General features: G+C 31.6%; 16 protein-coding genes. All 16 read right to left on the bottom strand.

The annotated features are described in order from the left end of the window. Positions 1 to 535 precede the first annotated feature (535 nt). Positions 536 to 1669: a hypothetical protein gene (locus KQI89_RS09070; protein ID WP_216456835.1), complete on the bottom strand. Its 1134-nt coding sequence runs from the start codon at positions 1667 to 1669 to the stop codon at positions 536 to 538. Between the two features lie 268 nt (positions 1670 to 1937). Continuing rightward, positions 1938 to 2402 (bottom strand): cupin domain-containing protein, encoded by a 465-nt coding sequence (locus KQI89_RS09065; RefSeq protein ID WP_032120543.1) that lies wholly within the window; start codon positions 2400 to 2402, stop codon positions 1938 to 1940. A gap of 108 nt (positions 2403 to 2510) precedes the next feature. Further along, positions 2511 to 3602, bottom strand: coding sequence for an ethanolamine utilization protein EutH (gene eutH / locus KQI89_RS09060; RefSeq protein WP_216456834.1), 1092 nt, complete (start codon positions 3600 to 3602; stop codon positions 2511 to 2513). Positions 3603 to 3686: 84 nt separating this feature from the next. Beyond that, the gene (locus KQI89_RS09055; protein ID WP_216456833.1) at positions 3687 to 4229 is read right to left on the bottom strand and encodes a BMC domain-containing protein; all 543 of its coding nucleotides are present in this window, start codon (positions 4227 to 4229) and stop codon (positions 3687 to 3689) included. A gap of 24 nt (positions 4230 to 4253) precedes the next feature. Beyond that, on the bottom strand, positions 4254 to 4523 hold the full coding sequence (locus tag KQI89_RS09050; RefSeq protein WP_032120540.1) for a EutN/CcmL family microcompartment protein: 270 nt from the start codon (positions 4521 to 4523) through the stop codon (positions 4254 to 4256). Positions 4524 to 4547: 24 nt separating this feature from the next. After that, positions 4548 to 5255: a TIGR02536 family ethanolamine utilization protein gene (locus KQI89_RS09045; protein WP_032120539.1), complete on the bottom strand. Its 708-nt coding sequence runs from the start codon at positions 5253 to 5255 to the stop codon at positions 4548 to 4550. A 14-nt stretch (positions 5256 to 5269) separates the two neighbouring features. Beyond that, positions 5270 to 6112, bottom strand: coding sequence for an ethanolamine utilization protein EutJ (gene eutJ, locus KQI89_RS09040; protein ID WP_032120538.1), 843 nt, complete (start codon positions 6110 to 6112; stop codon positions 5270 to 5272). An 11-nt stretch (positions 6113 to 6123) separates the two neighbouring features. Further along, the gene (eutD, locus tag KQI89_RS09035; RefSeq protein WP_216456832.1) at positions 6124 to 6765 is read right to left on the bottom strand and encodes an ethanolamine utilization phosphate acetyltransferase EutD; all 642 of its coding nucleotides are present in this window, start codon (positions 6763 to 6765) and stop codon (positions 6124 to 6126) included. 12 nt (positions 6766 to 6777) lie between these two features. Beyond that, positions 6778 to 7539, bottom strand: coding sequence for a cobalamin adenosyltransferase (locus KQI89_RS09030; protein WP_216456831.1), 762 nt, complete (start codon positions 7537 to 7539; stop codon positions 6778 to 6780). 115 nt (positions 7540 to 7654) lie between these two features. After that, complete coding sequence (gene eutM, locus KQI89_RS09025; RefSeq protein ID WP_032120535.1) at positions 7655 to 7939, bottom strand: ethanolamine utilization microcompartment protein EutM; 285 nt, start codon at positions 7937 to 7939, stop codon at positions 7655 to 7657. Between the two features lie 52 nt (positions 7940 to 7991). Then, positions 7992 to 9464, bottom strand: a complete 1473-nt coding sequence (locus tag KQI89_RS09020; RefSeq protein ID WP_216456830.1) for an acetaldehyde dehydrogenase (acetylating) — start codon at positions 9462 to 9464, stop codon at positions 7992 to 7994. A gap of 12 nt (positions 9465 to 9476) precedes the next feature. Continuing rightward, positions 9477 to 10163 carry a BMC domain-containing protein gene (locus tag KQI89_RS09015; protein ID WP_216456829.1) on the bottom strand — a complete coding sequence of 229 codons (687 nt, stop codon included), beginning with the start codon at positions 10161 to 10163 and terminating at the stop codon, positions 9477 to 9479. Positions 10164 to 10169: 6 nt separating this feature from the next. After that, entirely contained in the window at positions 10170 to 10826 is a 657-nt protein-coding gene (gene eutL / locus KQI89_RS09010) for an ethanolamine utilization microcompartment protein EutL (RefSeq protein ID WP_032120533.1), read from the bottom strand. An 18-nt stretch (positions 10827 to 10844) separates the two neighbouring features. After that, positions 10845 to 11729, bottom strand: a complete 885-nt coding sequence (gene eutC / locus KQI89_RS09005; protein WP_216456828.1) for an ethanolamine ammonia-lyase subunit EutC — start codon at positions 11727 to 11729, stop codon at positions 10845 to 10847. A gap of 14 nt (positions 11730 to 11743) precedes the next feature. After that, positions 11744 to 13111: an ethanolamine ammonia-lyase subunit EutB gene (locus KQI89_RS09000; RefSeq protein WP_216456827.1), complete on the bottom strand. Its 1368-nt coding sequence runs from the start codon at positions 13109 to 13111 to the stop codon at positions 11744 to 11746. Positions 13112 to 13134: 23 nt separating this feature from the next. Beyond that, positions 13135 to 14571, bottom strand: coding sequence for an ethanolamine ammonia-lyase reactivating factor EutA (gene eutA, locus KQI89_RS08995; RefSeq protein WP_032120530.1), 1437 nt, complete (start codon positions 14569 to 14571; stop codon positions 13135 to 13137). Positions 14572 to 14644: the final 73 nt, after the last annotated feature.

Below are 14644 nucleotides of genomic sequence, written 5' to 3'. Positions count from 1 at the left end.
ATTTAGTATCCTCTTTTTATCCTCTTACCAATATCTTATTTGAAACTTGAAATGCCCAATATTCTTTGTACCCTATCTTTGGTAATTAAAAATATATTGGGTAACCTACCTCCACCTACTTTCTATCCCTTCAAATTTAAAATAGCTTCACTTATATTTGCATTATCATCTTCTTTCTTTATATAACCTTTTTTATCCTCATGTTAATTAAACCTTTAAGCTTAAAACCAGGTTATAATTACTCTGTACTTTTTTCCGGATATAATTATACCAGTTTCTTATTAAAATCTTTGTAGAATTTTGTCATATTTTTTAGTTTATTTTAACTTAATTTAACTTTAAATTTATATGTTCTTTTTCTTTTTATAACTACATTAAATATTTTTTATTCTATTATAATTTTAAATCTTAAAACCATATTCTATTTAAATTCAATATATCCTCTCTGATATTTCCATAAAAAAACTACGAACTTTTAAAAGTTCATAGTTCACAAATTCCTAATAAAGACTCTACTTATATTCTTTTCACATACCTACTTTATATATTCAGTTAATTCTTCAAAAATAAGCCTTACGCCTTTACCCCATCTTGGGTCTTCTGCATATTTTCTACCTATCCATAAAAAAGGATCCTTATCTTCTTCTCGATTTTTAGATAGATTAATCACGGTTCTAGAAGCTATTCTAGAAGCATCATTTATATCAGTGTTATATTCCATCCAACTATGAAATACATTAAATGGATTATTAGCTATCTTTTCAGCATCTTTATCACTTTTAGGTACAAAGTTTTGTTCCTGACCTGTTATAGCAAAAAGTACAATGGGATTTAAATTAAACTCTTTAGCTACAGAAAATATAGTAGAAAAATAAGGCTCAGTACATAAGAGAGAATTCCGTTTATTTAAAAACTCTTTTAGTTTTTCTTTATTTACTTTCTCATATCTCATATATTCAGGCAGATGCAAATTAGGATGGTTAACTCCAACATCTTCCTTTTTATCTGATTCAATAACATAATTATCTACTTTCTCTTTATCTTTATTGCTAGTAAAATAAAGCCCTCTGCTGAAATTATAAAAAGGTATAATAAAAATAACTATAATAGCTATGTACCCTACTCTTTTTAAGTGTTTTGAGTTAGTCACCCAATTAGGTAAAATATCTCTTAACTTTTTATCCTTTAAACCGTGGAGTTCTTCAATACTATTATTCATATGCCCTTGAATTTCAAAATTCAACTCTTGTTCCATAAGCACACTTGAACTTATATCTTTAAATCCTATTGACTGCAAATGTTTATTTATATCCTTTGCTGTAATTTCGATTTTTGCATTTAATCCAACCCAATTTATTAATTCATTTTTAAAGCTCTTTATTATATTTTCTTCTGTTATACAAGTTTGAAAAATATCACATAAAGTAATCAATATCTTATCTTTACCTAAGGTATTTTTTATTACATGGTTTTTAACAGAAAACTTTATGTTATCTGGTAATCCCTCTAGTCTTTTATATATAATTTTATCAACAGTATCTGAAAGTATTATTGCATTTTCCTTTTCAGCATTTTCAGGATATTTATCATTTATATAACTTCTAATATTTACGATATCACTTTTATCTAATACTTTTATTTTATTTAATTCATCTAAAACCTTTTTCATAAATCTCAATACCTACATTTTTTATACTCTTGATTATTTATCGTTTATAGTATAAATTTCTTTATAACACAAAACTGCCTAATCCCCCTTATATAAGGTTATGAATGTACTCTCCTACTCTTTGAGCACTTGTCCTAAGTTATAAAAATAAGGTATTGCAGACTAAAAAGTATCACTTTGGCAATCATTGTACAAATAGTAAAATAGGGTATATCATATTTGGTACATAATAAAAAAGCCAGCAGTGCTGACTTTTTTTACATTAAAACTATTCTTGATCTGCCCAGTCTGCTGGATATGTTACATACATAAACTTTGCGTAGTTTGGAACTGTAAAGTTTATTTTAGAATCTCTTGGGATATAAATTATATCACCTTTATTTCCAACAACTTTTTTACCGTTTATATCTATTTCTAATCTTCCTTCTATTATATAGTCCACTTCATCATATCTTAATGTCCATGGGAAACTAGTTTCTTTCATTTCCATGATTCCGCAACCTAATCTTGGACTTTCTTGTACTGATATTACATCTTTTAAATAAACTTGATCTCCATCTTTTCCTGTATCAAATTTTTCTGGTTTAACTGTTTCTGTCTTTATTGAAATAACTCCACTTTGATCTACATTTCTTTCCATTTCAGGAGCTTTTTCTTTAGATGCTTCCCCTAATTTTTCTGTTATTAGTTTTCTTACTATCTCTTCTATCATTGCTTCATTTAAATTTTCCATAATAATGTCTCCTTTAAACTTTTTAGTTTCTTGTTCTTGTACTTAGAACTTTATGGAACTTATAGTTTTATTGCATCCTATAAGTTCCTTGTAACATCCTTGTTTATATTAAGCTTTTTTAGCTTCTACGATATTCTTAGTCATCATAACAGCTACAATTACAGCTGTTATACCTCCTACTAATTTACCTACTATCATAGGTGCTATTAGTCCTGGGTTAACCCCTGCTGCAAATCCTAAGTGATCTCCAAATACAAAGGCTGCACTTACTGCGAAAGCAACGTTAATGATTTTTCCTCTTTCATCCATATCTTTCATCATTCCAAACATTGGTATGCTGTTTGCAAGTGATGCTATCATACCTGCTGCTGAAACATCATTAATTTTAAGTAATGATCCAACTTTCATAAGAGGTTTTTTGAATACTTTTGTTATAAAATGTACTAGAGGATATGCTCCTGCAAGTATTACAACTATATCTCCAACAACAGTAAGTCCTTCTTCAATTGGTGCCATACCTTTTATTAAAACAATTCCTGTAGTCTTTTGTAATACAGCAGCTGCAAGTCCTAAAGTTATTACTATAGTTATAAACTTTCCGAAATAAGTGAATCCTTTTATCATTCCTTCTGGTGCTAGCTTTAATCCTAGAACTATAAGTAATGCAACTATTATTATTGGTGTTAAACTCTTAAGTACTAACATGGCTGGAAGTCCTGCTAAAACTCCTCCTACAAATGTTCCAACTGGTACTGTTATGATACCTGCTAAAACTCCTCTAGCTAAAAACTTTTGGTCATCTTTTTTTATTATTCCAAGTGCTACTGGGATTGTAAAAACTATTGTAGGTCCCATCATTGATCCTAATATCAATCCTGCAAATGGTCCTACTGCCGCATTTTCTGCTAATTCTTGAGCCAATTGATATCCACCCATGTCACAAGCAAGTAAAGTTGTAGCAAACATTGATGGGTCTGCTCCTAATGCTTTATAAACTGGAACTACTATTGGCTTTAACACATTTGCTAAAACTGGTGCTAGACAAATAGCTCCTACCATAGCTAAAGCAAGAGATCCCATAGCCATAAATCCTTCTTCAAATTGCTCACCATATCCAAACTTATTTCCTAAAAGTTTGTCTATAGCTCCTATTACTAAAAATGCCATCATAATATATACAATAATTTCGTTAACGTTCATCTGGTACACCCCTTTTTTATTTTAAATCATCTTTGTAAAACTTTATTATGTACTTACTCTTTAATATCAAAATAGATTTTAAACTTATAAATTCTTTAAAAGAAATTCACTTGGGGAGGGGATTACTGCACTATGAATTATTTTATTAGGGCTTACATGGGCTTTAGATGCTCCTATGCCTTCTTCAACACTGGATACAGATCCGTTAATTATGAAATAAGCTTTTCCAGCAATACCATTTCCTAAAACTAATTTAACAAGCTGAACATCAGAAGATTTTAAAGCTATATCCAGCGCTATTAATGCAGAAGCCATAGTATTAAATTCCATTATACCTATGGCATTAAAATTTATTATTGTAGGTCTTTTTTTTAACGCATTTAGCATTTCGTAACTAGCATTTGTTATAACAGTACCTTCAACTAACTTTTTTTCTTCTTTACCCTTAGCTTTTTCTATAGCTTCTTTTACTTCCTCAGTTTCACCTGAAATTATAGTTAAAAATTTTCCAGGGCATATATGCTTTAGTATTTCTACTTCCACAAAAGAAGCTTTTAAAAGTACATCACTTACTTCTATACCCTTTGATATGCTACTAAACTCTAATATCCCTAAAGCCTTTTTCATAAATTCAATCTCCATATCTATTTGTTATTCTTCAATTTCCAAAGTATCTATAATAGCTACTATAGTTGCATCAATTGGAGCCTTATTTTCTTCAAGTACATATCTAGCAGAGCTTCCTCCAACTACAAGAACTTGATCCCCGAATCCTGCACCTACAGAATCCACTGCTACAATTGCCTCATCAGTAAGTTCACCTTTAAAGTCTAACTTTCTTACAACTAAAAACTTAAAACCATTAAGGTTTTCATCTTTTCTAGTTGCCCATAAGTTTCCTGTTACTTGCCCTATAAACATATTCAGCTCCCCTTTCCTCTTTGATTAACCTTCTATCTTAATCTTAATATTATTTACTCTAGCAAAATCCTTTGCAAGTGGAGTTACTATAGATTTTTTAGGAACTATAATCTCGCCTATGCCTTCTTTCTTTAAGTCTCGTACATCAACTTCTGAAATTAACCTCTTACTTAATACTTGACTTAAAGAATTATTATCTACCTCTTGTACTTTAGAAATACCTGCACTTATAGTTTTCTCTATGACACAAGATTCTTTACAATCTTTAGATTTGCTTAAAATGCTTCTTAAAGATGTAAATTCAACTCCAAAAGATGCTAGCTTATCTTTATAACCTTTAAAAACTTCTAATAATGCTTTAGGTGATGTGCTGTCATACTTTTTATATTGTAATCCTTTTTCTAGTGCATATATTTTTTTGCCTTTTAAAAGAAGGTCTAAGATTACACTCTCTTTAGATGAACTTACATATCCTCTTGATATATTAATCAATTCATTATTAGAAAGGTTTTGTATTAATATAAATTCGTAAGAGTTTATATCTTTCATGTTATCTATATAATCTACTGATATTCTCTCTTCTTCTATCTTACCTTTAACTATAGGACATAAATCCTTAGTCTCTTCTAATATTAGTACCCTTTTTTCAAGGTCACTATTACTGTCCATCATAAGTTTTATTCTTTTCATAACTTCTTTAGTTATAGTGTCCACTAGTATATCCTTATTCACAGTTTCAACTCCTTTCATCTCATATTAAAATGATTAGTAGCACAATTCATTGCAATTCCTAAAGGAGTAACTAAAAATGGATTGGATGGCTTAACTGTACTTATTCTTGTTTCTTTTTGAATTACTTTTTCAAATTCTTTCAGACAACATGTACCGCCAACTAAATAGATTTCCTCTACATCAAATCCCTTTATATGTGTTTTAATAATAGATGCTATCTTTTGAATTACTGGTGTTACAATATGGAAGATCTCCTCTTGATTTTTAGCATCTTTTTTCTTTTGTTCAGCTTCTTCAAAAGGAATCTTATAAGCACCTGATACTACTAAAGATAGTTGTGTACCTCCAGTAGCTTCATCTGCAGTATATATAACCTTTCCATCTTTAAATATAGAAAGACCTGTAGTTCCTCCTCCAACATCCACAACTACTCCATTATCAATTTGCAATACAGCATTTGCAGCAGTTGGCTCGTCTTCTACAGATATAACTTCCATACCAGCGCCTTCAATTACATAAGAATGAGTTTTTATATCTCTTTCGTCAGTTCCTGGTGGTACTGCTATTGCCGCCTTTGTAAGTTCAACACCTAACTTATCTTCTAATTTTCTTTTAAGGTCTTTTACTATATTAGTAGCTCCTATAAAGTCTACAACCAAACCATCTCTAACTACTTGAGCAAATTGCATCTCACAGGCAACTGGTTTTTTCTCACTATCTAAAACCACTATTACTATATAAGCTGTACCTAAGTCTACACCTACATACAGTTCCTCATCCTTATGAATTTTTCTAGGGCTTTTTATTGAGTCTTCAACTTCCTTTATAAGTTTATCAACTCTACTTAAATTTATCATAATTAACCTCTTTATTTAAGTATTTCTCCACGCATACCTTTAACAAATCCACATGCATTTGCCTCATCATAATCTATGTGAACTACAGTGCTAAATTTATCACTTACTCTAACTGCTACCTCATCAAAAATTAAACTTCTATCACTATTAACTTTAAACTTAATGATATCATTGTTTTTTATTCCGTATTTTAATGCTTCTTCTGGCGTTATATGTAAATGTCTTTTAGCCACTATTACGCCCTCTTCTATTGTAATAGCTGCTGTTTTAGTAGCTAAACTGATAGGGGCACTTTGCTTTATATCTCCTGACATTCTAACTGGAGCCTTAACTCCTAGTAAAACAGCATCACTTTTAGAAATTTCAACCTGTGTATCTTTTCTTACAGGTCCTAATACAGCAACATTTTGCATTACACCTTTAGGACCTATTAAGGTAACTTTTTCTTCACAAAGATATTGTCCTGGTTGAGATAAATCTCTTTGCTTTTTTAATTCATATCCAGGTCCGAATAATACATCAACATCCTTTTGAGAAAGATGAACATGCTTTCCTGATGCTTCTACTAATATTCCTTTATCGTCTTTTTTTTCTTTTAATCTTTTTATTACTTCATCAATTATATAATTAATTTCTAAGTTAGATATTTCCATTACTTTCACCTCTTATTTGTACTTCCCTGAAACAAACTTGCACATCATTACATAAAAACAACTACTAAGTCTATTCATGGCTAGTGCTATATCATTTCTTGAAAGCTCTCCGTCTTCACTTTTAAATGCGCTAAAGGCTACTATCTCCACTTCTCTACTTTCAGTTCTTAACCTGTTTAGTTCTATAACTATATCTCCCATTTCATAGCTTGGGAATATTATATGATCAGTATTTAAGTACTTTTTAGGATTATGAGAATAGGCTCTAAGCTCTTTTTCATCTAATCCTATAAGCTTAACCTCTGGCAATGGTTTTTCTGTTACTTCACACTCTAATATCTTTCTTACATAGGCTAAAATTTCTTCTAGATCTTGTAGAACTACCTTTTCATTTAAATTTTTACATAAAATTTGCGCTCTTAATATTTTAGATTGTAATGAATCAAGTCTTCCTCTTAATACTATTCGTTTATGATCCTTACATACCAATTTGTTTCCATTAAGCTGAGTCATATGTTCTGGCTTATTTTCAAATAAGCCGCCATTTAAATGCTCATATTTAGGTACAAATGTTTTTTCTTTAACTTCTGATATATTTGCACTTTTAACTGCCTCATTAGTGTTTACCTGGTCTTTATATACTAATTTTATCTTCTTATCTTGAAGATATTGCTTTGCTGATGGAGTTACTATAACTCCCTTTTCAACTACATATTCACTAATATCTTGATTTTTAAGTTTACTTCTTAAAGTACTTTCTGTTAAAACACTCATTAATTCACATCCTTTATAAGATGTTTTCTTATTATTCTAATCATGCCCATGACTAATTAAAATAAGTTCATGAGCATGATAAATGGAGTTTAAAATATTTTTTTATAATTTAATTTTATAGTGCAGCTTTTGGAAGTATAACTTCAACTTCACCATGTGGTCTTGGTATTACGTGAACAGATACTAATTCTCCAACTCTTTCAGCAGCAGCAGCTCCTGCATCTGTAGCAGCTTTAACAGCTCCAACATCTCCTCTTACCATTACTGTAACAAGTCCTGCACCTATTTGTTCTTTACCTATTAAAGTTACGTTTGCAGCTTTAACCATTGCGTCTGCTGCTTCTATTGCTCCTACTAATCCTTTAGTTTCTATCATTCCTAATGCGTTCATATTTGCCATTTTAATATCCTCCTTAAGTTTTACCTTTTATTTATATTTTAAAATTTATTTTTTAAGAAAGTGTTGATAATTGTTCAACAACTTTTCTTATTATTAACTCTAATTGATCTTTAGACATTGAAGTTTCATTTCCCTTAACTTCTGGAGCTTTAATTCCTGTAACTTCTTCTTGCTCTTTAACTCCAAAAGCAACTCTTTTAATATTTAATAGATTTAAAGGTCCTATATTATCAGAAGTTGAACTTCCTCCAATAGCTCCACAACCTAGTGTAAGTGCTGGAACTAGATTAGTAGTTGCTCCTATTCCACCAAGGGTACCTGAAGTGTTAACAAGTAATCTAGCTACTGGCATTCTAAGTGCAAAAGCTTTTACAACTTCTTTATCTTCTGTGTGAAGTGTTGAAGTATGTCCTTTTCCTTCATTCATTAATATTTCTACACAAAGTTCAATTCCTTTTTCTAAGTTATCTACTGTATAGAAAGCTAATATAGGTGTAAGTTTTTCTCTTGAGTAAGGATTATTCTTACCCACTGTAGTTTCTTCAGAAATTAATACTCTAGCACCTTTTTTAACATTAAGGCCAGACATTTCAGCAAGCTTTTCTACACTTTTACCAACTATTTGTGGGTTCATAGTTCCATTTGCTCTTAGTATAAACTTACCAAGCTTTTTAGACTCCTCTTCATTTAAGAAGTAAGCACCTTGTCTTATAAGTTCTTCTTTAACAGCTTCTTTCATGCAACTTTCAACAACTATTGATTGTTCTGATGCACAAATTACTCCGTTATCAAAAGTCTTACTAGCTAGTATTCTCTTAACAGCTAACTTAACATCTGCTGATTTATCTATAAATGATGGTCCATTTCCTGGTCCAACTCCTATAGCTGGTGTTCCTGAACTATATGCAGCCTTTACCATTGCTTCTCCACCTGTGGCTAAGATAAGAGCTGTGTCTTTATGCTTCATAAGTTCTGTAGTTGCTCCTAGTGAAGGCATTGTAGTATAACCTATTAATCCTTCTGGTGCTCCAGCTTTAGTTGCCGCATCGCTTAATATCTTTGCTGTTTCAACAATACAATTCTTAGCATTTGGATGTGCTGAAATTACTATAGCATTTCCTGATTTTAATGAGATCAAAGTTTTGTAAATTGTTGTTGATGTTGGATTAGTTGATGGTATTAATGCAGCTATAACTCCAAGTGATACACCAACTTCAAAATACTTTTCTTCTTCATTTTCGTTTATTATTCCAACTGTTTTTAAATCTTTCATGCTTTCATAAACTACTCTGCTTGCAAAAGTATTCTTTACTACTTTATCTTGCCATATTCCAAATCCTGTTTCTTCAGAAGCCATTTTAGCTAATCTAACAGCTTCTTTTTCAGCAGCCTCTGTTACAGCTTTAACTATTGAATCAACCTTTTCTTGAGAAAATGTTTTGTATATATCATGAGCTTTTTTAGCCTTAGATATAAGTGTCCTTGTCTCTTGTAATGATAATAAATCTTTATCTAAAAGTTCCATTGTCTACTCCTCCTACTGCTCATTAAGTATAGCTTCTACAAGTTGATCTTTTTTGCTAAACTTAATTTGTTTTTTAGTTAGAGAAAATTTATGTTGTTCCTTCAAATTTCTAGCCACAGTTCTAAGCTCTTGAACCTTTAATGCCTCTAGTTCTTCTTTTGACATTTTCATAATTTCTTCAACTTCTAGGCTCTTATTTAGGTCAGCATCTTGATTCTCTATATTTTCATTAATTTCTATGCTCTCTTTTACAGATTCAATCTTCTTAGACTCTTCTAATTTTTTAGTATCTTTTACTTTTGCAGACTCCCCTATGCTTTCAGAATCTTCAACCTTTACTGAAGTTCCTATTTTTTCGGTTTCATCTACTTTTTCCAAGAAATCTTTTTTTAAAGTATCTGCATTTTTTTCTTCAGTTTCTTTATTTAACATGTTCCAAACTTGTTCATCGCCCCTAGCTATTACATGGGCACTTCTTAAAGTTCCTATCCTATCTATTGCTGTACATGCAGCCTCTATAGAAGCCTTTACAGATGCTACATCTCCTGTAAGTACAACTGTAACTATTCCACTACCTATAAATTCACAGCTAACAAGCTCCACATTTGCAGATTTTAAGGCTACATCAAGACCTTCTACAGCAGCAACAAATCCATAAGTTTCTAAAAAACCTAAAGTAGATTTATTTAAATTTTTCATCTAATTTTAGTATTCTCTAGGATTCTCTGCTACAAATTTAACTGCTGTTGCAAAAGCATCACAAGCTGCCTTACATGCTGATTGACTTCCTGTTAATAATCCTCCACCGAAATTTGTCTCAGATGGTGGTCCAAAGAATGCCTTTAATTCAACTGCTGCTGCTTTCATAGCTGCATCTAATGCGTACATTGCTTCTAGTGGTGGAGCTATTAAGTAAGCTAATGCTTCACCTTCTTTTATTCCTGCTGTTTTAGAAAGATATGAACCTGTTCTTGATACACATTGTGCATAATATGGGATAGAATCATCATCATTAGCACTATAGAATGTAGCCACTCCGCTTTCTATAAAGTCAACTGCTACATTTAATCCACTTCTAACTTCCGCTGGACTTGGTCCTGCTATAATTCCTATAACTTCACCTGCAAGTTTACTGTTTGCATTTGCAGCTCCACCATAGAATGATTTTGCATAAACTACTTCAACATCTACAGATTTAGTAGCTTCATCTAATGCAGTATAAGTAACATCATCACAATCAGCTGTTAATATTCCTATACTTTTATGTTCAGGTTTTAAATTAAACTCTCTAGCCATATCAGCATTAACATTAGGTATTAACTTAACACTCAATACTGATGGACGAAGTTGATCATTTTTCATAACAATGTCCTCCTTGAATTATAATTTTAAGTCTAGTCCACTTGCCTTCTTCTCTAACATAAGCTTTATAATGTCAGCTATATAAGCTCCAGCTTCAACTGCAGGAGTACCACCACTATGTATGTTAGATACAACTGTTCTTCTTGACTCTTCCATTCCTACTGTTCCTTTGTAAGCTATGTAAGCACTCATACTCTCTGCTGTTACAAGACCTGGTCTTTCTCCTATAAGAACACAGGTTACATCAGCTCCAAACTCTTCAGATATAACATCCATAACCCCAACTCTTCCAAGTTTTACGAAGAAAGGCTTTCCTACAGATATTCCATATCCTTCAAGTCCTTGTATTAATGCTGGTAATATGCTTTTAACGTTAGCTTCTATAGCTTTTGAGCTTAATCCGTCTGAAACATATATTTGTACTTGTGGATTTCTTTTGTAAGATTTTAATTTATCTAACTCTTCTCTTGAAAGCTTTCTTCCAAGGTCTGGTCTAGTTATAAACTCATCTTTAGATGAACACATAGTTTGAACTATTTCTAAATCCATCTCTTTTAATAATTCTTCATCAACATCTGTAAATACAGCATCTTGTGCAGCCGCATGGTCTGCTCTAAATCTAAGTACTGTCTCTGTTTTATATCTCGCTCCAGCTTTTCCAACACCAAGTCTTGCTGGAGTGTGTTTTTTCATTTTTAAGTAACCTTCTCTATCTTCTGGGTTTTCTACTAAAAGAGTTGACTTTATATCAACCTCTGTGATGTCAGGAATCATCCCATTTTCATCTACAGCTATATTTTCTTCATTTTTCTTAGGTTCACTTTGAATATTCATGCCATCTTTTGTAGTCATTTCTACTAAAACTTGCTCTACTAATTTTTTTAAATCATTTTCTGAAAACATGTCTTTACCTCCCGTTACTTTTTAAGAAATATAGAAGCATCCCCTGCTCTTGATGTCAATCTTCCATTCTTTATGAATTCCCATTTTTCTAACCAAGCTTCAAACTCAGCAATTGGTCTTTTATTTAATAATTCTCTTAATGTTGCTGTTTCATGGTATCCTGTAGTTTGGTAGTTAAGCATTACGTCATCTCCGTGAGGTATTCCCATAAAGTAAGTACATCCTGCTGTAGCTAATAATACAGCTAAGTTTTCTACATCATTTTGGTCTGCCTTCATATGGTTTGTATAACAAACGTCACATCCCATTGGTATTCCAGTTAATTTACCCATGAAGTGATCTTCAAGTCCTGCTCTTATAACTTGCTTACTGTCATATAAATATTCTGGTCCTATAAATCCAACAACTGTATTAACTACAAATGGGTTGAATTTCTTAGCAAATCCATAACATCTAGCTTCCATTGTTACTTGGTCTGCACCAAAATGTGCTTCTGCTGATAATTCGGAACCTTGTCCTGTTTCAAAATACATAACATTTGGTCCTGCTGCTGTTCCTTCTGTTAATGCTAATTGTCTAGCTTCTTCTAACAAATCACCTGTAACACCAAAAGCTGCATTTCCCTTTTGAGATCCTGCTATACTTTGGAATATTAAGTCTGTTGGAGCTCCTTGTCTTATAGCTTCCATTTGAGTTGTTACGTGAGCTAAAACACAGTTTTGAGTTGGTATTTCATAAGTTTGTTTTACCTCTTCAAATTTCTTTAATATCTTAACTACACTTCCAACTGTATCATCAACTGGGTTTAATCCTATAAGTGCATCACCTATTCCAAAAGTTAATCCTTCTAATAAAGAAGCAACTATTCCATCAACATCATCTGTTGGGTGATTTGGTTGTAATCTTACGGATAATCTTCCTTCTTCACCTATTGTAGTATTACAATGAGCTGTTATCTTTATCTTTTCAGCTCCATATATTAAATCTAAATTAGACATAAGCTTTGCAACTGCTGCTATAACTTCACTTGTAAGTCCTCTTGAAATTCTTCTTATATCAGCACCTGTTGTAGTTTCAGCTAAAATCCACTCTCTAAGTTCTGAAATTGTCCAATTCTTAATTTCACCATATATTTTTTCATTTACTGCATCTTGTATTATTCTTGTAACCTCATCCATTTCATAAGGAACAACTGGGTTGTTTCTTATATCTGCAACGGTTAGATTGCTTAATACAACTTTTGCTGCAACTCTTTCTTGAGCTGTTTCTGCAGCTACTCCGGCTAACTTATCTCCGGATTTTTCTTCATTAGCTTTTGCTAATACTTCTTTAACATCCTTAAACTGATACATTTTTCCAAACAATTTAGTTTTAAGTATCACTTTCTTCACTCCCCTAAATAAAATTATGAATTAAATACTAAGGTTTTGATTACTACTGGTACAACCTTCCCATTTACAAGTGGTTTCCCAATATCAATATAGTCTCCATTTTCTACCTTCACGCTATCTATACATATTACATTGTTTTTTCTACCTAATTTTGCATAGATAGTTTGTCCTAGAACCTTGGCTATATCATTTTCAACAATTATAAATAGAGGATAGTTACTGCTTATTAAAGATTCCATTCCATTTATAATTGAGGTTGCTAAATTTTGTATATCTATAAAAGAAGGATTTTTACTCCCTTTTAAAGCTACTGCTACTAACTGATTTTGATTTTCTACATTAAACCAATTTATTTTTTCTTTTATTGATTTACCTAAAAACTCAAATCCGTTACTTTCATCATCATTTGACAACTTTAATACTGGAAGATTCTTAATTGGAAACACATCTTCTGTTGTATAAGTAATTGTGCTACCACTAATATCTGTTGTATGAGATCCTGCTCCAACTACTGTTGCCCTTATGGTTTCAATGGCTGGTTTTAATTTTATTTTTGATAATAAACTAGATTTTTTTATCTCTTCTCCTAAAATTACTCCCATATCTCCGAATTTAAAGTAGTCACTATAATCTTCACTGTATATGTAATCAGCTACACCACCTGAAAAAGTTACATATTCTATGTTATAGCCGTCTTTTATTCCTTTATTAGTTTGAAGATTATCATACATCTTACTTCTTTCTCTTATACAAACAGCCTCTTCTAATATTTCTGTCATCTTTCTTGCAATTTTTCTAAGTTTATCTATATCTGCGGTATCTCCAACCTCTATTTGAACACCTATAGACTCTGCTAATTCCTTAATTTTAGGATAGATATAGTATATTTTCTTAGTATTTATATCTATTTTTATAAGTCTTCCACCTATATCCATGCATCCTGTGTCTACAAGCTCACCATTTTTAAATAGTGCTAAGTTAGAAGTTCCTCCGCCTATATCAACATTTACAACATATGCATTTTCTTCATCTGACACCTTATCTGCCCCAGCGCCTCTTCCTGCAATAATTGATTCTAGATCAGGCCCTGCTGTTGCAACAACAAAATCCCCAGCAAAACCGCTTAGTGTTTGCAAAACATCATTAGCATTTTCTTTTCTTGCAGTTTCTCCTGTTATTATTACTGCACCAGTTTTTACATCGCTTATACTTACTCCTGCTTTTTCATACTCGCTTTTTATTATCTCTTTTACTTTTTCTTTATCTATTTTCTTTTGAGTAATAAGTGGTGTAAAGTAAATTTCGCTTCTATATATAATCTCTTTATCTACAATATTTACTCTTGGTACAGAAAAGTTGCTAGCTGTGTTTTCAATTGTAATATTGCTAAATACAAGTTGGGTTGTAGAGGTTCCAATATCAATACCTACACTTAAAATTTGTTCTTTCATATCACTCTCCGTTATATAACTTTTAAGTACAATAAGTTATAAGTTATTAAATACGGACTCCTCCTTTCTTATT

The organism is Clostridium simiarum, assembly GCF_018919175.1.
GTDB lineage: Bacteria > Bacillota > Clostridia > Clostridiales > Clostridiaceae > Clostridium_L > Clostridium_L simiarum.
Note: the sequence above shows the minus strand (reverse complement) of the source record. Positions and strands in the feature narration are given on the sequence as shown.